This window comes from Nitrospirillum amazonense, from assembly GCF_029594735.1.
GTDB lineage: Bacteria > Pseudomonadota > Alphaproteobacteria > Azospirillales > Azospirillaceae > Nitrospirillum > Nitrospirillum amazonense.
Genome location: NZ_JARPAF010000001.1, coordinates 336,155 through 359,877 on the forward strand (window position 1 = coordinate 336,155; position 23,723 = coordinate 359,877).

General features: G+C 62.6%; 22 protein-coding genes. 8 read left to right on the top strand and 14 right to left on the bottom strand.

The window, feature by feature from the left end:
- Positions 1-273 precede the first annotated feature (273 nt).
- A complete protein-coding gene (locus tag P5F91_RS01240) occupies positions 274-879 on the top strand; it encodes a response regulator transcription factor (protein WP_277906219.1) in 606 nt (201 codons plus the stop codon).
- Between the two features lie 79 nt (positions 880-958).
- Here the strand turns inward: P5F91_RS01240 and P5F91_RS01245 are convergent.
- From P5F91_RS01245 to P5F91_RS01255, 3 genes are all read right to left on the bottom strand, one after another.
- Positions 959-1,916, bottom strand: a protein-coding gene (locus P5F91_RS01245; protein WP_145616784.1) for an IS630 family transposase whose coding sequence is annotated in 2 segments (ribosomal slippage) — positions 959-1,595 and positions 1,594-1,916 — 960 coding nt in all. Because the reading frame shifts where the segments join, the coding sequence is not laid out codon by codon here.
- A gap of 82 nt (positions 1,917-1,998) precedes the next feature.
- On the bottom strand, positions 1,999-3,309 hold the full coding sequence (locus P5F91_RS01250) for a two-component system sensor histidine kinase NtrB (protein ID WP_277906220.1): 1,311 nt from the start codon (positions 3,307-3,309) through the stop codon (positions 1,999-2,001).
- A gap of 27 nt (positions 3,310-3,336) precedes the next feature.
- Positions 3,337-4,632 (bottom strand): MFS transporter, encoded by a 1,296-nt coding sequence (locus tag P5F91_RS01255; RefSeq protein ID WP_277906221.1) that lies wholly within the window; start codon positions 4,630-4,632, stop codon positions 3,337-3,339.
- 228 nt (positions 4,633-4,860) lie between these two features.
- Here P5F91_RS01255 and P5F91_RS01260 point away from each other — a divergent pair, with 228 nt between their 5' ends.
- Positions 4,861-5,430 (top strand): helix-turn-helix domain-containing protein, encoded by a 570-nt coding sequence (locus tag P5F91_RS01260; RefSeq protein ID WP_277906223.1) that lies wholly within the window; start codon positions 4,861-4,863, stop codon positions 5,428-5,430.
- A 194-nt stretch (positions 5,431-5,624) separates the two neighbouring features.
- A complete protein-coding gene (locus P5F91_RS01265) occupies positions 5,625-6,008 on the top strand; it encodes a response regulator transcription factor (protein ID WP_145613760.1) in 384 nt (127 codons plus the stop codon).
- A 27-nt stretch (positions 6,009-6,035) separates the two neighbouring features.
- On the opposite strand, the gene P5F91_RS01270 is transcribed toward P5F91_RS01265, so the two are convergent.
- Positions 6,036-7,766 carry a PAS domain-containing sensor histidine kinase gene (locus P5F91_RS01270; RefSeq protein ID WP_277906224.1) on the bottom strand — a complete coding sequence of 577 codons (1,731 nt, stop codon included), beginning with the start codon at positions 7,764-7,766 and terminating at the stop codon, positions 6,036-6,038.
- A 606-nt stretch (positions 7,767-8,372) separates the two neighbouring features.
- Between P5F91_RS01270 and P5F91_RS01275 the strand changes: the two genes are divergently transcribed.
- Entirely contained in the window at positions 8,373-9,110 is a 738-nt protein-coding gene (locus P5F91_RS01275) for a cysteine hydrolase family protein (RefSeq protein ID WP_277906225.1), read from the top strand.
- Positions 9,111-9,190: 80 nt separating this feature from the next.
- Positions 9,191-10,099: a LysR family transcriptional regulator gene (locus P5F91_RS01280; protein ID WP_277906226.1), complete on the top strand. Its 909-nt coding sequence runs from the start codon at positions 9,191-9,193 to the stop codon at positions 10,097-10,099.
- A gap of 31 nt (positions 10,100-10,130) precedes the next feature.
- Here the strand turns inward: P5F91_RS01280 and P5F91_RS01285 are convergent, their stop codons facing one another.
- From P5F91_RS01285 to P5F91_RS01325, 9 genes are all read right to left on the bottom strand, one after another.
- Positions 10,131-10,448, bottom strand: coding sequence for a putative quinol monooxygenase (locus P5F91_RS01285; protein ID WP_145613763.1), 318 nt, complete (start codon positions 10,446-10,448; stop codon positions 10,131-10,133).
- A gap of 8 nt (positions 10,449-10,456) precedes the next feature.
- The gene (locus P5F91_RS01290) at positions 10,457-11,644 is read right to left on the bottom strand and encodes an L-dopachrome tautomerase-related protein (RefSeq protein WP_211107246.1); all 1,188 of its coding nucleotides are present in this window, start codon (positions 11,642-11,644) and stop codon (positions 10,457-10,459) included.
- Positions 11,645-11,670: 26 nt separating this feature from the next.
- Positions 11,671-12,684: a zinc-binding alcohol dehydrogenase family protein gene (locus P5F91_RS01295; RefSeq protein ID WP_145613764.1), complete on the bottom strand. Its 1,014-nt coding sequence runs from the start codon at positions 12,682-12,684 to the stop codon at positions 11,671-11,673.
- Positions 12,685-12,806: 122 nt separating this feature from the next.
- Positions 12,807-13,541 (bottom strand): glycine betaine ABC transporter substrate-binding protein, encoded by a 735-nt coding sequence (locus P5F91_RS01300; RefSeq protein ID WP_277906228.1) that lies wholly within the window; start codon positions 13,539-13,541, stop codon positions 12,807-12,809.
- A 122-nt stretch (positions 13,542-13,663) separates the two neighbouring features.
- On the bottom strand, positions 13,664-13,999 hold the full coding sequence (locus tag P5F91_RS01305; protein ID WP_145613766.1) for a hypothetical protein: 336 nt from the start codon (positions 13,997-13,999) through the stop codon (positions 13,664-13,666).
- A 158-nt stretch (positions 14,000-14,157) separates the two neighbouring features.
- Positions 14,158-14,616 (bottom strand): hypothetical protein, encoded by a 459-nt coding sequence (locus P5F91_RS01310; RefSeq protein WP_186455024.1) that lies wholly within the window; start codon positions 14,614-14,616, stop codon positions 14,158-14,160.
- A gap of 586 nt (positions 14,617-15,202) precedes the next feature.
- Complete coding sequence (locus P5F91_RS01315; protein WP_277906229.1) at positions 15,203-16,783, bottom strand: DHA2 family efflux MFS transporter permease subunit; 1,581 nt, start codon at positions 16,781-16,783, stop codon at positions 15,203-15,205.
- Complete coding sequence (locus tag P5F91_RS01320) at positions 16,780-17,901, bottom strand: HlyD family secretion protein (RefSeq protein ID WP_277906230.1); 1,122 nt, start codon at positions 17,899-17,901, stop codon at positions 16,780-16,782. The genes P5F91_RS01315 and P5F91_RS01320 overlap by 4 nt, the downstream gene beginning before the upstream one ends.
- Positions 17,902-17,908: 7 nt before the next feature.
- Positions 17,909-19,396 carry an efflux transporter outer membrane subunit gene (locus tag P5F91_RS01325; protein WP_277906231.1) on the bottom strand — a complete coding sequence of 496 codons (1,488 nt, stop codon included), beginning with the start codon at positions 19,394-19,396 and terminating at the stop codon, positions 17,909-17,911.
- 47 nt (positions 19,397-19,443) lie between these two features.
- Between P5F91_RS01325 and P5F91_RS01330 the strand changes: the two genes are divergently transcribed.
- A complete protein-coding gene (locus P5F91_RS01330) occupies positions 19,444-20,256 on the top strand; it encodes an AraC family transcriptional regulator (RefSeq protein WP_277906232.1) in 813 nt (270 codons plus the stop codon).
- 97 nt (positions 20,257-20,353) lie between these two features.
- On the opposite strand, the gene P5F91_RS01335 is transcribed toward P5F91_RS01330, so the two are convergent.
- Complete coding sequence (locus P5F91_RS01335; protein ID WP_277906233.1) at positions 20,354-20,842, bottom strand: universal stress protein; 489 nt, start codon at positions 20,840-20,842, stop codon at positions 20,354-20,356.
- Between the two features lie 187 nt (positions 20,843-21,029).
- Here P5F91_RS01335 and P5F91_RS01340 point away from each other — a divergent pair, with 187 nt between their 5' ends.
- Together P5F91_RS01340 and P5F91_RS01345 are read left to right on the top strand one after the other, a co-directional pair.
- On the top strand, positions 21,030-22,610 hold the full coding sequence (locus P5F91_RS01340; protein ID WP_277906234.1) for an MFS transporter: 1,581 nt from the start codon (positions 21,030-21,032) through the stop codon (positions 22,608-22,610).
- 14 nt (positions 22,611-22,624) lie between these two features.
- Positions 22,625-23,707 (top strand): HlyD family secretion protein, encoded by a 1,083-nt coding sequence (locus tag P5F91_RS01345; RefSeq protein ID WP_277906235.1) that lies wholly within the window; start codon positions 22,625-22,627, stop codon positions 23,705-23,707.
- The last annotated feature ends 16 nt before the right edge of the window (positions 23,708-23,723 follow it).

Consider the following 23,723-nt stretch of genomic DNA (forward strand, 5'->3'; position numbering starts at 1 on the left):
ACGCGTTGAAACCTACTGGAATCTTGATGCACGTATACTCGAGTATGAGGGTGAATCTCTAACCGCCTGGGGCATGTTGTCCGCTGCCGTGTTGAACACTGAGCAGGGGCTCTTCTCTGGGGTAGAGGCAAGCTGGAAGGGGAGGTCTCATGGTCGGGGGGCGAGGGCCCTTGCCCACCAGCATTGAGGCTTGGGCTCCGGCTATGGCACCTTGCGGTAAGATTCTGGGGGTATTTTGACATGTTGTGTCCGGCACCGAATGAGGCGTCCCATATGAAGCCGCTGGTCGTGGTGGTCGATGACGATGAGGGCTTGCGCGGCGCCGTGGTCGACTTGTTCCAGTCGGTTGGCCTGGACGTGGCGGGTTACAGCTCCGCCGCCGCCTTCCTGGCCGCCGGCGTCCCTGATAGGCCCAGCTGCCTGGTGCTGGATGTCCGCATGCCCGAGGAAAGCGGGCTGGAGCTGCAGGCGCGTTTGAAGTCGGCAAACAAGTGCCTGCCCATTGTTTTCATCACCGCTCATGCCGATGTGTCCATGTCCGTTCGTGCGATGAGGCAGGGAGCGATCAACTTCCTACCCAAGCCTTTCCGGGACCAGGATCTAATAGACGCGGTTTGGGAAGCGTTGAGGGTTGATCGGGACCGCTGGACGCGCGACCATCGCCTGATGGAGCTGCGACGCTTGGCCAACGACCTGACGCCGCGCGAAGTGGAAATCCTGAAAGCCGTCGATCGGGGCTTGCTGAATAAGCAAATCGCGCATGAGTTGGGCATCGCTGAGATTACGGTGAAAATGCATCGCAGCAGCGCCTTCCGAAAGCTGCGCGCCACGAATTCGTCCGACTTCATTCAGAAAGTGAAAGCGCTGGAACTGGGTTGAGCGTGTTTCCGGCATGAACAGAGGTGTTGGAAACATGCTAACGGTCTGTCTCGGTGTGTAATTCTAGAGCATTTTGCTTTTAATCGGACGCATAGCCTGCGGCTTTGAGGTAGTTCCAGCATTCGTCAGGGTCATATAGGTCACAGATATTTCCGACGGCTTTCCAAAGGTCGTCAATGGTCCTGGCGCCGATGCGCCTGAGGTGAGCCTTGAGTTTGGCGAAGGCCATCTCGATGGGGTTGAGGTCGGGGCTGTAGGGCGGGAGGAAGAGGAACCAGGCACCTGCCCTCTTGAGGACGGCCTTGGCCTTCTCGCTTTTGTGACTGGGCAGGTTGTCGAGAATGACGACATCGCCGGGATTGAGTTCCAGGACCAACTGGGTTTCGACATAGGTCTCGAAGGCGGCTTTATCCATGGGGCCATTGATGATCCAGGGCGCCGTCAGGCCATTGCTCCGCAGGGCGGCCACGAAGGTCTGGGTCTTCCAATGACCGAAGGGGGCCCGAGCCTTCAGGCGCTGTCCTCGGCGCGCCCGGCCTCGTAGCCGGGTCATCTTGGTGGTCGTCGCCGTTTCATCGATGAAGACCAAGCGGTGGGGCTCCTGACGCATGCGAGGCTGGCGCTTTGCTCGCCACACCCGGCGATCTTCCCGGACGTCAGCGCGCTCGCACTCGGATGCCAGCAGCGTTTTTTTTGAAGCTGAACCCCGCTTTCGTCAGCGCCCGCGACAGCGAGGCCGGATGGGCGACAAGGCCTGTCGCCGCTTCCAGCTTCTTCGCCAGTTCCGCCATCGAGATGTCCGGCTGCGCTTCCACCAACGCGATCAGCCGGGGCAGATGCTCGGCCAGCTTGCCATTGCCAGGCGGACGACCCTGGCGAGGAGCCGCCACTGATCCTGTCGCTGCAACACGTTGCGCCAGTTTCACCGCGAAGCTCGGACTGACCCCGAAGTGACGGGCGGCTTCCCGGCGAGAATGTCCCGCCGCTATCCGTGCCTCAACACGTTCCCGAAGGTCTTCTGAATACGGCTTGCCCATGATCCACCTCCGATAAAGATGAATCACATCCAGCCTTCAAAGGGAACCCATCGATTCCGGTTTCAAGCAGAACGCTCTAGGCTCAGCCGACATCACCTGAGCCGATCGGGCTCTGGCGGGGCGTCGCTTCCTGGTCGTGGGGCAGGGTAAAACGGAAGACGGTGCCAAGATTGTCGACGCTCACCACCGTCAGGTCTCCGCCGTGACTGTTGACGATGGATTTGCAGATGACCAGGCCCAAGCCCATGCCATCAGCCTTGGTGGAAAAGAAGGGCTCGAATATGCGTCCGATGATGTCTTGAGCGATACCCGGACCGTTGTCGCGGACTTGGACCTCGACGGCCCTATCATGCGGCTTGTCGGTTACGGTCACGGTCAGGAGACGGTCCTTGGTCCCGGCGTTGACCATGGCCTGCATGGCGTTGAGCGCCAAGTTTATGACTACCTGCTTCACTTCCACCTCATCCACTCGAATGGGGGGCAGGCTTGGTTCCAGCGCGGTGCATACCTTGACGTTGAACCGGTGAGCCTCGCTCTGGATCAGTTCCAATGCGTCGCGAATTAGGGCGTCTATACTGGCTGTATTGCGCTTTGGCGCCTTGCGCAAAAATGTCTTGATGCGGCCGACGACATCGTTGGCCCGCTGGGCATTCTGGCGGATCTGATATAGGCCATTAAGGGCCCTGTCCACGCTGGGCTCCTCTCGGACCAGCCAGCGTTCCGCCGCCGACGCCGACGCGGAGATGGCCGCCAGCGGCTGGGCAACATCATGTGCGATGGAGGCGCTCAACTCACCGACGGTCGAGACGCGCGCCGCGTGCGCCAGATCAACGCGGGCGTCCATCAACGCTTCCTGAGCCCGCTTCTGATCGGTGACGTCGAAGGCGTAGAATAGAATGCGGCTGGCGTCGCCGGACGGGGGCAAGGTGGCGCGCCAGATTATTGGCACCACCCGCCCATCCAGGGTGTGCAGCACGCGCTCACCTTGGGCCGTTAGGTTGCCTTCCATTAGCGTCTGATAGACGCGAACGTTGCTTTCCAGGCTGGCGGGCAGCAGCTGGGGGGCGATTTCCATGAACTGCGCCTTGCTGCTGGCGCCGAATAGGCGCAGCACCGCTTCGTTCGCATCCACGAAGCGGTGGCTTTTCCTGTACTCCAGCACCAACTCCGGGTTAGCCGCGAGGTAAGCGCCGACATCGGTTACCCCTTGCGCCTTTAAGATTGCCAGGGTGGACTGAACGCCGGACCAGTCCTCAATTAGGATGGGCAAGGGGGAGGCATCGAAATAGATGCGCTTGAACGTCTGGCTTCGCCAATGGGTTTTAAGCCACAGCCCGATCAGGAGGCAGAGTATCGCGGCGTTTGCCAGGGTGATGAGTAAATCGTAAGTCATCGTGGGGTCGAAGATCGAAGCAAGGCCTTACGACGTCACCGGGCTTAAATCCGCTGGTGCGTGAGAGCGGGTCTCGGGCAGGGCAGCCATGGCGATCAGCCCGATCAGGCTGGTGATGATGAGGTAATAGGCCGGCGACAGGGGGTCGCCGGTTCGTTGCATTAGCCATGTTATGATGAACTGCGTCGTTCCGCCGAACAAGGAAATGGTAAGGCTATAGACCATGGCCAAGCCGCCCGCGCGTACCCGGTGGGGTAGAAGTTCGGTTATGGCGGTCAAGCTGGCAGCACCGCTGATGGCGCCAAGCGCCGCCAGCAGGCCCGACGCCAGCAGTGTCGTAGTGGCACCAGGCTGCCGGACCATCAAGGCGAAGCAGGGATAGGCCAACAGGGCCAGGGCCAGCCGGGGCAGGAGCATGACCGGACGCCTTCCCATCCGGTCTGCCAGCCAGCCACCAATGAGCGCGAAGACCAGAACGCATCCACCCACCATGGCTGTGACGGCGATTGATGCCGCCGGCGGCATCCCAAGAATGGTAAGCGCATATGTCGTCATATAGTTGCTGGTGAAGGTGGTGACCGTGCCGCACAACAGCACCGGGATGGCGATCAGCAGGATGTGGCGGTGGCGGGCCAGATCCCGTGCCAAGGCGATCGTGCTGGCGGGCTCCGGGGCGGCCATGGGCAGGCACCGGCGCAAAAACAGCCCCGCAGGTAGGATGGCCAAGCCCGGCAATAGAAGCAGGCGCCAGCCCCATTCGTCCATGGCGGCCGGTGGCAGGCATAGGATGAGCCCCAGGCCCAGGAGGCCGGCAACCAACGTGGCTCCGCCCTGGCTGGCCAGTTGCCAGGCTGTGTAGAGGCCGCGACGTCGCGCCGGCGCCAATTCCAGCAGGAGGGCGGTGGATGCCCCCACCTCTCCACCCAGGGCGAATCCCTGAAGCAGACGCGCCAAGACGATCAGTACGGGACCGGCCATGCCGATGCGGTCGTATCCTGGCGTCAGGCCGAGAATCAACAAGCCCGCGGCCATCAGGCAGATGGTCAGGATCAGTGCCGGTCCGCGTCCCCGGCTGTCGGCATAAATCCCAATGATGATGCCGCCGATGGGGCGCGCCAGGAATCCAACGCCGAAAACAGCCGTGGAAAGCAGCAGCGCCGCCCAAGCCTCATCGGCTGGGAAGAAGGCCCGGCCGATGCTGACGGCGACGAAGGCATAGGTAGTGAAGTCATAGAATTCCAGGGCATTGCCCAGGACTAGGCCGATGACGAGCTTCAGTCGGAAAGGGGGGAGGTTCTCATGCCTTTTCGCAGCCGTTTGCACCCTGCATCGTCCTTCCGCCGTTTACCGGACCAGGAGCCGGAGTTCGCACAATCTATCGGCTCCGGCGGTATTGGACCTTAGCCTTCCAGAGGGGGGAGGCATGCCAAACCCAGACCTTGGTATAAGGTATGATCGACCTGGTATGGGACGACATGAGCGAGGGTACGATTCCATAAATCGCCTTGTAACCCCACGATGGCGTCCGTCTTTTGCGACGGGAGCTGAGCTATGAACCATTACTCGCCGACCACCAGGGAAATTCAGGCAGAGAAACTTGTGGCTTTGGCGATCAACGCCAAGGAGGCTCTGGATTTCGATCTGTGTGCCGTCCGCGAATATCTTGAGGAAATGGCGAACGTACTTGGTGTCCGCGACCTTGCCAAGGAAGGCGCGCAATTCATATCCGTTACGCTCGATCCGAAAGCGTCCGCGCATAAGGGAGGTTTGACGCCCTGGCAGCTGCGGCAGGTGATGGATCACATCGAGAGGAACTTGGGGGGAAGCATCACCTTAAAAGAGCTCTCCGAGGTTAGCCGTCTCAGCTATTCCTACTTCGCCCGCGCATTCAAGGCGACAACGGGTGAAACACCCCGGGATTTTGTTGTGAGAAAACGGGTGCATCGCGCGCAAGTACTGATGTTGTCCACCGACGATCCACTCAGTTCCGTCGCTTGCTCCTGTGGCTTTAGTGATCAGGCTCATTTCTCCCGGCTTTTTCGCCGGACTGTGGGTGAAACACCGTTACGTTGGCGGCGAATTTGGAAAATTGATCGGAACATGGCGGCGATGGCGCGCTGATGGAGAGCCAAGGTTGTTCCGCCTGGAGCGAGACGCCGCGAGAATAAGTGGGTAAGGGAAAAATCTTGGTGTCCCCGAGGCTCGCCGCCGGGGGGGACATGGTGTTAAAACCTGCATTCAGCTTGGGATGGAAAGGGAGGTCAACGCCGCGCCGTCGGCGGCCTCCGCGGATCAGGCCAGGTTTAGGATTTTAAATGGCGGCCGGGATGACCTCTGAGAGAGTAGTGGCGGTGGTGGACGACGACGCGTCCGTTCGCGCGAGCCTGGAGGATTTGTTGCAATCCTTCGGCTTCGGCACCCAGGTGTTTTCCTCTGCCGAAGATCTGTTCCAATCCGATCTGGGACGGTTCGACTGCGTCGTCTCTGATATTCAGATGCCGGGCATGTCCGGGCTGGAGATCCAGCCCCTCATGCGCAATCGACACTGCACCTGCCCGGTGATCCTGCTGACAGCCTTTCCCAGCGAACAGGTGCGCGCGCGCGCGCGCGACGCCGGCGTCCATGATTTTTTTGAAAAGCCGTGCAATCCTGACGTACTCATTGCGAGTGTTGAACGGGCTGTCGCGCGGCAGCGTTGATCGGGCACTTCCAAGCGTCGTTCCCGTTTAGGCGACGGGCAGCGTGAACTCGAAGACTGCGCCGCCGTGCTCTCCGTTACGGGCCCTCAAGGTACCGCCCAAGGCCTCAATGGCGGATCGGCAGATCTGCAGGCCTATGCCCATGCCGCCTGGCTTGGTGGTGAAAAAGGGCTGAAATAGTTTTGCCAGGTTCTCCTCCGCGATGCCGGGCCCCTTATCGGCCACGGCCACCTGGATGAACCCCTCGCCAACGGACTGTGCCGTCACCGTGATCGATCGAGCCCCCCGCGGCAGGTCGACCATGGCCTCCATCCCGTTCAGCACCAAGTTCACCAGCACCTGCTGTAATTCCACCCGGTCGGCGGCGACAGGCTGCAATCCGGGGGCACAGGTGATGGTCATGGTGGTGCCGCGCGCGGCCAAGTCGCCTTCAAGCAGGCTTTGGGTCTCAAATGCGAGCTTGATCAGGTCCAGCGGCCCGATATCGCGCTTCCCTTTCACCAGCTGGTCGCGGGTCCGCTGCACGATATCGGCCAGCCGTTGGCCGTTGACCTCCAGACGCCGCAGCACCCGCAGCAGACCTTCAGTGTTGGGCGGGTCAGCCTGTAGCCATCGCACACCCGTGCCCACGTCGGTCATGATGGCGGCGATGGGTTGGTTCAACTCATGCGCCAACGAGGTGGATAGCGCGTCCACCGTGGCGATGCGGTTGGACTGTGCCCGTTCCGATTGTGCTGCCATGCGCTGCGCTTCGATCCGTTCCCGTTCTGTAAGGTCGATATGGCTTGAAACCTGAATCGTCTCCGAAATGAGGCGGACTGTATAGAATACGGGGACGCGGCGATCATCCTTCCCAATCAGGATGGTACGGCCCTCGATGTTGGACCAGCCATGGAAGGCGGCCTCCAACTGATTGGTCAGCACCTGCATCGCATTTTCGGCGTTTTGCCGCGGCGGCTTGGCGGCTAGTTCCGCCCTATCCCCATAGCCCAGCAGCCGGGCCAGTGCCTCATTCACCTCGATCGTCCTAACGGCGTTGACGCAGCGGTCCAGAAATTCCGGATGGGCCGTCACGTAACCGCGGAAGTCGGTGACGCCCTTGCTCTTAAGCCCGTCCAGCAGCGCCTTGGCCTCGCCGATGTCCTGTTCGCAGAAGCTGATGTTGCTGACCTCGAACAGGCGACGATAGCGCGCCTCGCTGCGCGCCAGATCATGACTGCGCTCTTCCACCCGCTGCTGCAAGGTGACGTTTAGCTGGCGAAGGGCTTCCACCGCCGCGTATTCGCAATCGATGTCGATGATGCCGCCATACCAGCGCCGCACCTCTCCTGAGTCGGAAAGGGTGGGGCGGCCGGTGGATGACATCCAGCGGTAATTGCCATCGGCGTGGCGCAAACGGAACCGCACCAGGAAGGGCTGGCGGGTGGCGCGGGCTTGCGCCCATGTCGCTTGTACGGCGGGCAAATCTTCAGGGTGCACAAAGCGGGTGAAATCGACAGCGCACGGATCGTCAACGTTCGCGCCGGTGAGGACGGAGAAGCGCTTATTCACCAAGTCGGGCAGGCCGGTCGGACCAGTGCGCCAGATGATCTTAGGCACGGCCAGCAACAGCTGCTCCAACTCCTGCCGGCTATCCGTCAAGGCCAGGCGGGTGGCATGCAGCTTTCGGCGAGCAGCCAGCAAAGAGAGACCGACGGCAACCGCCAACAGCCAAGTCGTCACAAGCACGAAAAGGCCGCCGCCGTTCAAACCGTCCATACCGCCTGCTGGCTCCATGTTAACGCTACCTTCCGTATTCTTTTTGCATGACGGCAGGTTCCGTGGGAAGCGGCGCCAGCCATTTTGTGGGAAATCCGTTGTTGACGGGGATGTGGGCGCCAGTGATGGCGCCGGAGTCATTGTTGATCGGAACCGTCCAGCCCGAGGGCTGAGGCTTCGGCCGGGGTCGACGTCGCCGCTCTGCTAGCATGGGGGAGGGTATCCACCGGGACATGCATAGACGTTGACACCGTGCCGCCTATCAGGGGCCTGCCATCGCCGGCTGAATGGCCGAACGCTTCCACCATATCCCTGCACCTGCCGTCCGCCTTCACAGCGAAGTGGGCGTGCAAACGTCAGGGCGGATCGGCGGCCCCGGATAACCAGTGATCAGCCGGCGGCCCCGGTCAACCCCATGATATCTTTCCCTTCCATAATCATTCCGACGTTGAACGGGCGTCCGGCTTTGCGCAAGCAGCCACTCCACCGGCCGACGATATGTCGGCCGTTTCATGCAAATCATAGCGTTCTGGACAAGCCCGGCGGCGCCTGGGGGGACAGTGTCGGCCATTCGCAAGGCAACCCAGTTATTCCGGAGTCAACGACATGTCCGACGCAGCCCAAGCTGAATTGAATCCGCTGTACGCCGATCCGGAAAACCCGGCCCTTCCCCCAACTCCCGTCACCCTTGATCTGCGCCGGGCGGCGCTGGTGATCACCGATCCGCAGGTCGATTTCCTGAGCCCGCACGGCACCGCTTGGGGCGCTTTCGGCGCGAACATCACCGAACTCGGTACCGTACCCAACCTGGGCCGGCTGATGGTGGCGGCCAAGGCTGTGAATTTGCCGGTGGTGATCTCCCCGCATTATTATTATCCGCACGACCACAAGTGGGACTTTGCCGCTCCGGGCGAGGCGCTGATGCACAAGCTGCGCATGTTCGACCGGCGCGATCCCCTGTCCCTGGAAGGGTTTGTCGGTTCCGGCGCCGATTGGATGCCGGAATACAAGGGCCTGATTGAGGACGGGCACACGGTTGTATGCTCCCCCCACAAGATAGCGGGTCCGCAGACCAACGATGTGCTGTTCCAGCTGCGCAAGCGGCGGGTGGATCAGGTCATTCTGGCGGGTATGGCCGCCAATTTCTGCGTGGAATCCCATTTGCGTGATTTCGTTGAACATGGCTTCGAAGTGGTGGTCGTGCGCGACGCCACTGCCGCCAGCAAGGTGCCGGAGGGTGACGGGTATCTGGCCGCGCTGACCAACTTCCGCTGGTTGGCCAGCGGTCTTTGGACGACCGATGAGACGATTACCCGTCTGAACGCGGCCGCGACGACGGCATGAGCCACCGAGCCAGCCCGTTGCTGGCTCGGGTGCCGCTGGCCTATGGTTCGGCGGCATTAGTGACGATGGCGGCCCCACACGTGACATCCGGCAAGACCCCTTTGGAGACATCCACCCTGGAATGGGACGATTTGCGGCTGTTCCTGGCCATCGCCCGCGCTGGGACCTTGAGTGCCGCAGCCCCCCGCCTGAATCTGACCCAGCCCACGGCGGGGCGGCGGCTGAAGGCCCTGGAAGGGCGGTTGGGCGTGACCCTGTTCCAGCGCACCCCGGGCGGCTTCCGACTGACCGACGATGGCGAGGTCATGTTGCAGTACGCCGACCGTGTTGAGGCTGAAGTGCTGGCCCTGGAACGGCGCCTGGTGGGCGAAGGCCGCACGCTGGAAGGGCTGTTGCGGTTGTCGTCATCGGAATGGTTCGGGCGGCGCATCCTGGCGCCGGCCTTGGCCGGCTTTTCCCTCCAGCATCCCAAGGTGACAGTGGAGTTGGTGGTGGATTCCCGCCTGTTCGACCTGAACCGCCGCGATGCCGACCTGCTGTTCCGCTTCCTGCCGTTCGATGGGCCGGACATCGTGCAGCGGCGTTTCATGACCGTGCCCTATGCCCTCTATGCCGCCCCCGTTTACCTGGAACGACGAGGGATGCCGACGGCATCGGGCGGCGGTGCCGACCACTGCTTAATCGCCATGGACAGCCAGTTGAGCACTCAAGCCGACGTCGCCTGGTTGCGCCGCCATTTCCCCGAGGCGGGCTTCACCTTGCGCAGCAACAGCCGCGATGTCCAGGTGGCCGCATGCGAGGGGGGCGCCGGTTTGGCCGTGCTGCCTCGCGCGGTGGCCGACGGCCGTGGATTGGTGGAAGTCGACATTGGCGAGGAACCGCCCGCGCGTGAGGTCTGGCTGGGTTACCACCGTGACCTGCGCCGGCTCGCCCGTCTCCGGGCTCTGCTGGACCATCTGGACCGCGCCGTCGCCATAGCCGGCGGTTAACGACACGGTCCAGCCGTCTAGCCGTCCTGCCTCAGGCGACGCGTCGCAGCAGTTCCAGCCGCAGTGGCGCGCCCAGCAATTCATCAAAGCGCGCCGCGAGGGAGGTGAAGGCTGAGGCCTTGGCATGGATGTCCAAGGCGGTCTGGTTGGCCCAGACCTCATACATCACCACGGTACGGGGATCGTCGCGGCTGATGTGGGCGGCGTAGGTGATGCAGCCCGGCTCCGATAGCACATGGGGCACGATGGCGGTGATGGCGTCGGTCAAGGCCTGTTCCTGCCCGGGTTTGGCCGTGAGATAGGCCACAAGCTGGATCTGATCAGGGGGAATGGAGGGTGTCGTGGACATGGCTTATCTCACTTCAGCAGGACGGGGCCGGCATCGATGCGGATGCGCAGCAGTTCATAAGGCTGACGGCGTTTGTCCACGCCCTCATTGAATCCGGCTTGGCGATACAATTGATTAGCCGTGAAGTAGAGGTAGCCGTCTGTTCCCACGGACAGGGTGTCCGGCCATAGGATGGCGGGATCCTTCGCTATGGTCTGCCAATGGGCGCCAGCTTTACCCTTACCGCCGCTTGGGACGACATCCTCGAAGCGCCGGATCGTCCCGTGTTCGTAATCGCCGGCGTACAGGCGGCCCTTGTCATCCTCGGCCAGGCCGTCGGACGGGGCCTTGGGGCCCAGGTCGCGGATGGCGGCGGCGATGGTGGCGTCGGTCACCGACGGGTCCCGCAGCAGCGCGGTGGGCACGGCGTAGAAGTGACGGCTGGACAGGGCGCAGTAATATAGCGTCGCCCCGTCGGCGGAAATGGCGATGCCATCCGTCGCTACCAGCCAGGGGCTGGGCGTCTGCCCCTTGGGACGGCTCATGAGCACCTTGCCCTCAACGGTAGGCTTGAACCCTGGGTCCGGCATGGTGGTCGGGTGGCCGGACAGGCGGCGCAACGCCTTGCCGGTGGCCAAATCCACCACGATCAGCCCGCCTGGCCCCTTTACCGAGCTGTCGGTGATGTAGGCGACGCCGGCTGAGCCTTGGCGCAGATCGAAACGGACGTCGTTCAGGTACGTTGTCGGCAACACCGTCTCGTCGCCCAGCACAATGGTGCGGACCACTTGGTCGGTCGCCAGATCCACGGCCACCAGCTTCGCGCCGCCAGGAATGGGGGCGGCGAAGCCGGGGGCGCCCGTGTCCAGGATCCACAGGCGATTGGCGCCGTCGGCCACCACGCTCTGCACGCTGATCAGGTGCTGATCAGCGTGCGCCGTGTCGGCTTGGTTGAAAGCGGTGTCCGGATAGGGGCTGACCTTGCCATCCTTCAGTTCCGCCACGGCAAACGGGCTTTTGTCGCCCCATTGAGGATAGTTCAGGAAGATGCGGCCACTGGGGGCGACGGTGACGCCCGTGGGCATGGCGCCCGTCAACGCGGCCACATGCTCCACCGGCAGCAGGGCGGGCGCATCCTTAGGCGGCGTTGCCAGGGCCGGCAGGGCCGCGCTCAGCATCGTCGTGGCCAGTGTCAGCGCCGTGATTGTCGATCTCATCGTGGGTTTTCCCTTCCGTCAGTCGCTCAGAAGCCGGACAGCACCGTCTTGCCGATGGCGGTGCCGCTTTCCACGATGGCGTGGACCGCCTTCAGGTTGGTGGCGTTGATGGGGCTGAGTTCCTCGGCCAGCGTGGTCTTCAGCACGCCCACGTCCACCAGGTGGGCCACCTCCTGCAGCAGCTTGTGCTGCTCGATCATGTCGGCGGTCCGATATAGCGACCGGGTAAACATCAGTTCCCAGGCGACGGTGATGGACTTGCGCTTCAGCGGTACGATGTCGAAGGACTTCGGGTCGTCGATCAAGGCCAGATGGCCCTGGGCCGCGATGATCTTCGGCAGGACGGGCAACTGCTTGTCCGTGGCGGTTAGGCCGGCGACATATTCCACTTCCGGAATGCCGATGCGGGCCAATTCCTCGTCCAGCGGCTTGTGGTGGTCGATAACGTAATGGGCGCCCATGTCCTTCACCCAGGTGATGGTCTCAGGGCGCGAGGCGGTGGCTATGACGGTCAGTCCGGTCAAGCGGCGCGCCAACTGGATCAGGATGGACCCGACGCCGCCGGCCCCATTGATGACCAAAAGGGAACCGGTGCCCCCCTTTTTGCCGTAAGGGACGCGCAGGCGGTCGAACAAGAGTTCCCATGCGGTCAGCGAGGTCAGAGGCAGCGCCGCAGCCTGGGCCCAGGACAGGGAACGGGGCTTGTGCGCCACGATGCGCTCATCCACCGCGTGGAGTTCAGCGTTGGTGCCGGGGCGGCTGAGGTCGCCGGCGTAGTACACCTCGTCCCCCACCTGGAACAGCGTGACTTCCGCGCCAATCGCCTCGACGATGCCGGCGGCGTCCCATCCCAGGATACGGGCTTGGCCTTCCGCGGGCGTGGCGCCGGTGCGAACCTTGGTGTCCACCGGATTGACGGAAACCGCCTTGACGCGAACCAGCACGTCGCGCGGCCCCGGCGTGGGCTCGGGCAAATCCAGATCGACCAGGGCGTCGTGGCGGCCGATGACGCCGGGGGTGAAGTAGCCGATGGCTTTCATGAAGTGCATCCTTGATTGGGGACCTGTACCCGATGGGTTGGCATGGACGCAGCATGATTTATGCGTTGGTGCGCTGGCCATGGTGTCTGGAGCACGATCATCATGCGTAAATGCATAATGTGTCAGACGTTGCCCGGGTTACGTAGCGCATCATCCAGGGCGCTGACCCTGGCATTGCCCAGGTATAGAGACGACAGTTCCGCCAGAGCGGCCGTCCCCACCTTAGCCTCAGCATCCTTACGGATGATCAAGGTGGCGGCGTCGCGTCCGCCAAGCAGGCCTTTCGGTTCCACCAGGGCGCGGATGCGATGGCGATGGTGCAGCCACTGCGGGTGCCAAAGCGGGACTACGACCCAGCGTTCCTGCGCCACGGCGCTGCTGTAGCGGCCGAAACACTCTTCCTCGGTCCCTGTTTGAAAGTGATAGCCGGCGGCGGTCAGCCCGTACTCAACCATGATGGCCTGGGAGAAACGGCTGATTCCTGCGCCGGGATTGATGCCTTGGATCAATCGCTCCATGCGGTCCAAGGCTGGTGGGCGCATCAGGTCCTCCACGCTGGCGACTGCGCTTTCCGGGACATAATCGGGTACGCCCCAGATGCAAAACGGTTCGTACAAAATGGCGACCTTGCGCACAGCATTCTCGAATGGGGCCAGGTAGGCGCCATGGCTGGCAGGCAGCCAGGCGGAAACCAGGATATCGATGGCGCCGGCACCTAGGCGCCGGAACATCTCTTCATGCGAGGCGGCGGAGCGTTCGACCGGCAGGCCGTGGTCGTGCAGTATCCGCTCGACCTCCAGGGCGGAAGCATCGTGGAAGCTGAGGTCGATATGACCGACCCGGATGGCAGTTGGCATTGGATGCACGCTTATTTGATGGGCAGGGCGGGCGAGAGCGGGCACGGAAGGCTCCGCCCGACCCTGCCATCGTGTTGACGTTACTGGACCTTAAAGAAGGCCAGTTCGAGCTCAGGTAGGCCTCAGTTGACGTTGAGTTGGGCTTGGGCAAGCGCGCCACTCAGATTGGCGACACACCGGTCGAAAGCTTCAGAACCAGGTTTAAGGCCGGCTTCGCTGCATGCGGTCTGACAGTGTTCGTTATGAACTTTCTTGGTTGCCGTCAGGGTTTCCCGCAAACTGGCCACACACGCGGCATAGACGCTGTCGTTGGGGCCGACGTTCAACGCCTCCCGGCACGCGCGATCAATTGAAGGATGGACCGTTACCTCTTGCGGGGTGTCCGCCGCCATTGCAAATGCGGGCTCGAAGCATAAGGCATTAATAGTTGCGATTGCCGCCAGATAGTTTTTCTTCATTTAATTTATCCATGCTCTTTATCAGTTGAAGTTGTAACCGAACAGCGGCGCCAGCACCATGTCATGGCTTCGTTATCATTGGGCACGAAGACAATTTTATGAAGATTGGGCGGACGGTCGATGCCAGCCGCGATAAGATGCCGTCGCGGCATGCAGATTTATTGCATGGACTTGCCCAATTTTCGAAAATTGGCGACGTAGTACGCGGTCTGTGGCGAGCCTATCCTTGGGGTGTCCGTGAAGCACGGAACCGGGTACCGGGCTATTGCGACGGGCGAGGTCGCGCTTCCCCTTGGCTTCGGGCGTCGCCTTGATCCGGTCGGCCATGGCGTGATGTTAATCGGCGTGCAGCTTGGACGCCGATCGGCGCGGTATCCATTTGATTCTATTGAGGTCGGCGGGGTCAATTGATTGCGCCGATTTACAGTGCTGTCGGCCTGGCTGTGGTCGAGGAAGACGCGGCGGTCCATGTCGGTCTCGACGGACTTGGCCCAGCGCTCGGCGTCCTTCTTTTTCTCGAAGGTCTTGGAGACGGGCTTGTGGCCGACGCGGCGGACCTTGGCCTGGTAGCCGATGACCTGGCCTTCGCGATTCTCTCTGGGGGTGATGGTGGCCATGGCGGGAGGTGTCCTCGCAGTGTTCCGCGAGGTGAACTGTCCCGTAACTGTCCCGCAAAGTTCAGCTAAAGCGCCGGAAGTATGGCGTCCCCTAGGGGAGGTTTCGCCGACGGAGGCCCAAGGGATTGATCGCCTTGGCTGTTTGGGCGCCAGATTTTGTGGATCGGCGTGTGTCACCATTGTATGCTACATCAGGCACTCGTCGCAAGCGCCGCCCGCCGTGAGAGCGCACCTCCCGCCGCCATGATGCAGCCAACCACATCCTGCACCTGTCGCCTGACCTGACGGTAGGCCAGCGCGTCTTCCACATGGCCACACAACTGGCCTTTCTAGAACATGATGAGGCGCCTGACCGCCCGACGGCCCAGGCCAACTTCTCCGGCGAGGAGGCCTGGCCCTCCTCGCCATGCCTTCCAAGTATGAAGTGGTACCTACAAAGTCTTTTTCTGCTGTTAGCTGGCCCCCAATATTGGGCGACTGTGGATCGGCACGATCAAATGACCCCGCGTGGCCCAATAGAATCAATTGGTTGCTGTGCCGATCGGCATCCGAGCCGCATGCCGATATACATTCAGCTCCACGTGCTTCAAGGCTGACGTTTTCTCAGGAGCAATCCCCCGAACGCGCAGATCAACATGGATATTCCTGCGATCAGGAACGCATCGCTGTAGGCGAGCAGCAGCGCGTCATGGTGGACCGACTTGTCCATCACAGCGAGAGCTTGCTGGCGATAGGGTTCCGCCAATTTGCCGTAGGATGCCGTGTGACGATCAACCTGCTGCCCGCTCAGCACCCTCACCAGCTCTATGGTCCGCTCCCGGAACGCGATCGAAAAGGGACTGGCAGCCTCGCCGATCCGGCTTGCGTGCAACTTCTCGCGTTCCACGACAAACTGACTGGCCACCGCGATACCGATGGCGCCGCCGACGTTGCGGACGGTCGAGAACAGTCCGGAGGCCGACCCAAGCTCGGATTTCTCAAGCCCACCCACCGCCATCACGCCCAGCGCCACCACGATGAACGACTGGCCAATCCCGCGCACCACGAGCGACGGCACGATGACATTGGCGGCTGCGTTGCTGTCGAGATGAATATTCATCAGGCAGCCCGCGGCCATGACGACGAAGCCGAGAATGATGATCGCGCGCACGCTGGTCCATTGCATCAGCTTGGGGGTGGCGAAGGACATGACGAACTGGACCAGGCCATAGGGGATCATGGTCAACCCGATCTGCTCGGCGTTATAGCCGTGCGCCTCGGCGAAATAGTTCGGAACGAGGAACACCACCCCGAACACGACAGCGCCGAAGGTGAATTGCATCAGGCTCGCCAGCCCAAAGTTGTAACGGCCGAGTAGACGCAGGTTGATGAAGGGGGTCTTCTGCCACAGTTCGACAAGGACGAACGCGGTGAGGCCGAGCGCGGCAATGATCGCGGTCTCGATAATGAAAGTCGATGCGAACCAGTCCTTGCGCTCACCTTCCTCCAACATGATCTGGAGCGCGGACAGGCCGAGGGCCATCGCGATGATGCCGCGCCAGTCGCCGCTCCGCAGCCTATCGAGGGATGCCGGTGCGCGCGGCGTGGCCCAACCGATCGCCGCCAACAGCAGCAGGCCCGGCGGCACCTGAAGATAGAAGATCCAGCGCCAGCTATAGGCTTCGGTCAACCAGCCGCCGAGCGAAGGCCCGGCGGCTTGCGCGACATTGTTGGCTACAGCGAACAAGGCCATGCCGAACGGGTGTTTCGACGGTGGCAGTTCACTGACGATGATCTGGAAGGATAGAGGGATCAGGATGCCGCCAAATGCTCCCTGCAAGGCGCGCGCGATGATCATGGTGTTGATATCGGGCGCCATCGAGCAAACGATCGAGAACAGAATGAAGCCGCCTGTTCCGACCATGAGCACGCGCCGCATCGAGAAGACCGACACCAGCCATCCGGTCATCGGAATGATGATGATCTCGGCGACCAGATAGGCCGTGGTGATCCATGACCCTTCTTCGAAAGAAGCCCCTAGCGAGCCACGCACATCGGGAAGCGAAGCGTTCGTCACATGGACGTTCATGCCCGCCATGAAGCAGCCGACAACACCGCCCAGGACGGCTATCCAAGACCGCAAGGACACCTGACCGGTCGCCTGGCCGATCTCCGCCTGACCGGTCATGGCTGGGAGCTTCCCGTATAGACGGTGGTTTCAACCGACATGCCCGGCCGCAATTCGGCCGCGCGCGGCTGGCCCGGATCGACCATGATCCGCAGCGGCATCCGCTGAACGATCTTGGTGAAATTGCCCGTGGCGTTGTCGGGAGGAAGCAGCGCGAACTGCGCGCCGGTGGCCGGCGCAAAGTCGTCAACATGTCCCTTGATCGCCACGCCGCCGAACGCATCGACGACGATTACGGCCGACTGACCAGGGCGGATGCGATCGGTTTGCGTTTCCTTGTAGTTGGCGACGACATAAACCTGTGCGGGCACGACCGCCATCAGCGGTGTGCCGATGTCGGCATATTGTCCGGCACGTACGGTTCGTTGCCCGACCTGCCCGTCCACGGGTGCCCGGATGACCGTTCGCTCGAGGTCGAGGCGTGCCGCATCCAGCGCCGCCTGAGCTTGTTGCAGCGCCCCGCGCGCCTTGTCGAGATCGGCGGTGGCGGCGTCCCGCTGAGTTGCCAGGACTGGCAGATAGGCGCGGGAAGCGGCCAGCGTCGCGCGAGCTTCGGCCAGCGTCGCTGAGGCCTTGCGGGTAACTGCCTCCGCCGACTGCAGATTCTGTATGCTTCCGACCTTCTGCCGGGAAAGGTTGGATTGCCGCTGGTATTCCAGATCAGCGAAATGAGCATCCGCTTCGCGGGCCGTGATGGCAGCGCCATTCTGTTCGATCACGCTCTGCTGCTGTGTGGTTTGGGCGTTGAATGTGGCGATGCGCGCCTGTTGCGCCTCGACATCAGCTTTCGCGGAGGCAACAGCACCTTCAGCCTGCTCGGCCCTCAAGCGGTAATCCCGATCATCGATCCGCGCGAGAACGTCTCCAGCCCGCACCCGTTGGTTATCCGCGACGACCACCGCGACGACATTGCCTGCGACGCGAGGGGCGATGGTCACCACATCAGCGCGCACATAGGCGTCATCGGTTTCGATCATGAAGCGGCCTGTCGTCCACCAGCGCGCGCCGGACACACAGGTGGCGATGAGCGCCATCCCGCAGCCGCAAGCCATGAGCTGGCGACGGTTCGGACGCAGACTGGGAAAGGAAGAACGGGTCTTGACGGTGGTATCGGTCATGGGAACCTCACTTCGAGGAACCCGTCACCGAGGCGACGGGCGCTGTTCTTTGCGGGGACGGCAGGACGATGGCGGGAGCGTTTTCCCAGCCACCACCCAGTGCCTTGAAGAGAGCCACCTGCGTCGTGGTCACATCGCTATCGGCGGCGGCGAGAGCCGCTTGTGCATCGATGTCCGCGCGCTCCGCATCCAGTGCTTCCAGTGCGGTCGCCGCACCCGCCGATCGCTGGATCTGCATGAGGCGATCCGCGCGGGCGCTGTGGTCGGCGGCCGCGCGCAAATCACCTTGCCGGCGAAGCGCTGCGCCGTAATCCTCCGCCGTCTGATCCACCTCCTTGAGGGCTCTCAGAATGGTGGCGTCGAAATCGGCGAGACCCGCGGCTTCACCAGCCTGGGCGTATCTGATGCGCGCGTGGACGGCGCTGACGTTGGGGAAGCTCCAACTCAACAATGGACCGACGCGCCAGACGAGATTGTTACGGCTGGCGATGCCTCCGACCGTGGGCGACGATAGTGCGGCCCCGCCATCGAGAGAGATTCGGGGGTAGAGATCGGCCACGGCGACACCAATTCGCGCGGTGTTCGCCGCGAGCTTCCGTTCCGCGGCGCGCACGTCCGGGCGACGCCGCAGCAGCGTCAGGCCGTTACCGATCGGCAATGGCGTCGTGATGGCTGGTAGCCGCCTGCACGCCGCAGCGGCAGAAGGTATCTCGGCCGGCGGACGTCCGGTCAGCACCGCCAATTCGGTCAGCGCGTCATGTCGTTTCGCATCGAGCATCGGGATGGCCGCGCTGGCCTGATCCACCAGGACCTCGGCACGCAACACATCGACCGGCAGGCCGCTGCCGGCGGCCAGCAACCGCTCGGCCAAATCCAGGCCGCGTTGCGCCAATGCCAGGGATTGGCGCGCCACATCAGCGCGATGAGCATAACCGCAAGCGTCGAGCCAGGCGCCGGTCACGCCAGCGGCGACAGCGACCCGGACACCATCTTCCAGCGCGGCGGACGCTTGCGCATCTGCCTCTGCGGCTTTGACCGTGGAGCGCAGCCGACCAAAAAGGTCCAGCTCCCAGGAGACAGAAGTCCTGATATCGAAGCGCGGACCGGTTCGGATTTTGTCGGTTCCCTCCGAGGCGGCGGCGATCTGGTCCTCCAGCGTGCTGCCTTCACCGGCCCCGCCCGAAAGATTGGTCGTCGGCCATAGCTCACCCCGAGCCTCGCTCAGGATCGAACGGGCCTGTAGCAGGTTCGCCAATGCGGCCCGCAGGTCGCGGTTGTTCGTCAGCGCCTCCTCAACAAGAACGTCGAGCGCCGGCTCGTGATAGAGGCGCCACCAGTCCGGCGGCGGCGCGTCGGAGCGCACGGCTTCGCTGTCCGCCAGTTGACCCGGGATTGCCACCGTGGATTGAGGTGGCGTTCCGGGTGCCGTGGCGCAGCCAGCCAGGAGCGATGCGGAAAGAATGGCGGCGATCAGGCCGCTTGAAGGATGGCTCACGATGGTCGGCTCGATGGTGACGAGCCATCGTTTTATGGGATTGCCGCTTGTCCTTCTCCAGCGGGGCTGACATTAATCGTCTCGAAATGGACAAAGAGCGTACTTTTCAAGACTGCGAACGCTCGCCGAGGCCGGTGGCCGCCTTGGCGAGCGATCATCCCGATGGTGAGCACATCGCTGCGCACAGCCATCCGCGCGCGCAACTGATCCACACGCTCAGCGGCGTCATGACAGTGACGAGCCGGGAGGGAAGCTGGGTGGTGCCGACTGGGCGGGCCGTCTGGATGCCGCCACGTGAAGAACATGGCATTCGGATCTCCGGCAATGTCTTCATGCGGACGATCTTCGTTCTGGATGGGGCGCGACCCAATCTCCCGCGGACATGCGAGGTGATCGAGGTTTCCGCCTTCCTGCGGGAAGCAATCGTCGCGGCGACCCGCATTCCGCTGGATTATGCGCCAGCGAGCCGGGACGAACGGGTGATGGAACTGATTCTTGACGAGATCGAAGCCGCACCACGCCTGCATCTGCATGTCGCCATGCCGCACGATCCACGTCTCGTGCGGCTCTGCGAGAGGCTGATCGCCGATCCGTCCGTATCCGTCACGCTTGAGGAGCTTGCGGCGGAAATCCATGTCAGCGGACGGACTCTCGCGCGCCTGTTTCATCGCGAGTTGGGGATGAGTTTCGGGGAATGGCTGCGCCGCATGCGCTTGTTGCTGAGCTTGCCCCGCCTTGCGGCCGGGGCGTCGGTGCTGCAAGTGGCGCTGGAGCATGGGTATGACAGCCCGAGCGCATTCGCCGCCATGTTCCGCCGAACGCTCGGCGTTTCTCCGACCGCCTATCTGGCCAGCCAATGAGTCTACACCACGTACAGGGCACGGATCCGTCAGAGGATGACGGTGGAAAACAGGGCAGGGGGCGGACAGTCATGTTTGGCGCCCCGCCGTGAGGATTTCATCCCTGCCTGATCGACGAAGCGGGATGGGCCTTATCTGGCGAAGGAACGACCAGCACGGGGACTGACGCTTTTTCCAGCACTTCACGACAGACGGAACGTTCCGTCAGCCGGCCGAGCCAAGAAAGATGCCGGTGTCCGAGCACGATCGCATCACATCCGAGGGTAGAGGCCGTTTCCAGAATCCGCTCCACGGCTTCCCCCTGGACGACCGAGCCCTCCGCCGACAATTTCTGCTCCCGGAGTCCGAGGAGTACGCGATGGACGAGATCGTCCGCGCTTTCGCGTTCCATCGCAGCAGCCGGATAGTCGGCCTCATCGGCCTCACTCGGACGACGGCCATCCGGCTCGCTAAGGAAATAGGCCGGGTCGACCACGCAAAGGATATGGAGTGAGGCGCCACACGCCCGGGCCAGATCGGCGGCGATGGTGACGACGCCCTCCGTTTGGCCAGACCCGTCAATCCCAACCAAGACCGCATGAAACATTCGTTGACTCCCTCGGTGTGAGATGGCTACCGTCACGATTAAACATCCTATGTTAGGACGATATGATGTTCAAAGTCCAGCCGTGTCATGTCCCAGGGGGTTGGCTTAAATCGCCGCCCCATGGCGAACTCTGCGATGACAAGCGGCATCAGTTCCTGCAGGGGCGGCTTGGCCCGGAGGCCGCGATATGACCGGATCAATCATGCTGGCGCCTGCGGCTGCCGCGCCGGTCGTACGCCCGGCGGGTCCGGCACCATTCACGCCCCGTATCGCCGCCGGCCTCGCGGGCGTGCTGATCGCCGTGCTGGTTTCAGGTTTCAACGAACACGTCACGGATATCGACTTGACCGACATCCGGGGTGTCCTGGGGATCGGCCGTGACGAAGGAACCTGGCTGACCGCGCTCTATGAGGCGTTTCAGGTGTCGGCCATGGCTTTCGCGCCGTGGTGCGCCGTCACATTTTCGCTCCGCCGCTTCACCATCACGATGGTTGGCTTGTTCGCCATGCTGGCCGTGGCCGCGCCGTTCACGTCCAGCATAACCAGCCTTTACATCCTCCGCGCGGTTCAGGGATTCGCGGGCGGTGCTTTGCCGCCTATGCTCATGACCGTGGCGTTGCGCTACCTGCCGCCCAAAGTGAAGGTCTATGGCCTGGGAGCCTACGCCCTGACGGCGACCTGCGGTCCCAACCTCGCAACGCCCCTCGCCGCGCTCTGCTTTGAGTATCTCGGGTGGCGGGCGGTCTTTTGGGAAGCCATCCCGCTTAGCCTTATCAGCATCTTCCTGGTCGCCTATGGTCTTCCGCAGGATCCGCTGAGGCTGGAGCGGTTGCGGCAGTTCAACTGGCGCGGTCTGCTGCTGGGTTTCCCCGCCATTTGCATGCTCGTCATCGGGCTGATGCAGGGGGATCGTCTGGATTGGTTCCACTCACCCCTGATTTGCCACCTGATCATCGGTGGTGTCTTCCTGTTCGTGATGTTTCTGCTGAATGAGTGGTTTCACCCGCTCCCCTTTTTCCGCATCCAGATGCTGCGTTCGCGCGACTTGTCCTTCTCGCTCATCGCCGTGGCAACGGTGCTGGTGCTGGCCGTCGCGAATATCGAGGTGCCCTCCGCCTATTTGGCGGAGGTGCGAGGCTACCGCCCCTTGCAGACAGCGCCGATGGCACTCGTCATCGCTCTGCCCCAGCTTCTTGCGCTGCCGCTCGTCTCGGCGCTCTGCAATATCCGGCGGGTCGATTGCCGGTGGGTGCTCGCCGGCGGCCTGCTGCTGATGGCCGCTTCGGCCTATGGCGGGAGCTTCATCACATCGGACTGGTTCCGGGGCAATTTCTATTTGTTGCAGGCCCTTCAGGTCTTCGGGCAGCCGATGGCGATTATTCCGATCCTTATGCTTGCGACGATGAAGTTGGCGCCGACGGACGGGCCTTTCGTCTCGGGCATGTTCAACATGGTCAAGGGCTTCGCCAATGCCATCGCGGCGGGCCTCATCAGCTTCCTCGAAACGTGGCGGGAGCACACACACTCCAACATTTTGCTCGATCACTATGGGGCGTCGAACTTCGTGTTGTCGGGCTTGAACGACAAGCCACGCGATCTTGCGACCTTTGCCCAGGCGGTACGCGATCAAGCCCTAGTTCTCACGACGGTCGATATCAACCTCGTGATGATCGGCATCGCCATCGCTCTTTTGCTTCTCATCCCCATCCTGCCGACACGTGTCTATCCGCCCGCATCCGCGGGGGTCCCGGCGCCTGCGGCACACTGATGTCAGGAATTTCTATGACACGAACAAAGAAAGTGCTTTTCGCCGGCGGCGTCGCGGCCTGCGCTGTCACCGCCTTTTACGCTGATCGCGCTCTACTCGGGGATGAAAGAACGCAGCAGACCGATGATGCCTATATCGTGGCGGATTTCTCGATTGTCGCGCCCAAGGTCAGCGGCCTGATTGACGCGGTAACGGTAGAGGATAACCAGCAGGTCCGTGCGGGACAGGAACTCGCCCATATCGATGATCGTGATTGTCGCGCCGTCGTGGCCGCGGCCGAGGCGGCTTTGGCCGCCGCACAGGCCAAGGTCGAGAACCTGACGGCGGAGCTTGCCCGGCAGAAGCCGATCATCGAGCAGGCGGAAGCGACCATACGCGCGGACGATGCGGCCTTGGGCTTCGCCCAAGCCAACGCCATGCGCTACCACAATCTCTCCCTGGGTGGTGCCGGCAGCCTTGAACAACAGCAGCAATCCGCCTCCCAGCTTCGGCAGGCAGTGGCGGCGAAGGATCGCGACACGGCCGCCGCGGCGGCCGCCCGACATGAACTGGCGGTTCTGGATGCCCAGAGAAATGAGGTCGCGGCGGAGGTGAAGCGCGCGCAAGCGACATTGGATCAGGCCCGCCTCAACCTGTCCTATACGCGCATCCTCGCGCCGATCGATGGTGTCATCGGCCAGCGCAGCGTGCGGGTCGGCAACTATGTCAGCCCCGGCACAGCGTTGCTGGCCGTGGTGCCGTTGCGATCGGCTTACGTGCTGGCGAACTTTCAAGAGACCCAGCTTACGCACATGGCGTCAGGCCAAAAGGCGCGCATCACCGTCGACAGCTTTCCGGGGCAGACGCTCACAGGCACTGTCGATAGCGTGGCGCCCGCGAGCGGCATCGCCTTTTCGCCCATCCCTCCCGACAACGCCACCGGGAATTTTACCAAGGTGGTGCAGCGCATTCCCCTGAAGATCCGGTTCGATCCCGGACAGGCGCTGGTGCAGCGCCTCCGCGTCGGCATGTCGGTTAACGTCAGCCTGGATACCGCGGGCCCTGGAGATGGCGGCCAGGGCGCTTCTCAAACCCTCAATCACGTGGCAGGCCGATGACTGCGGTTCGAACCCC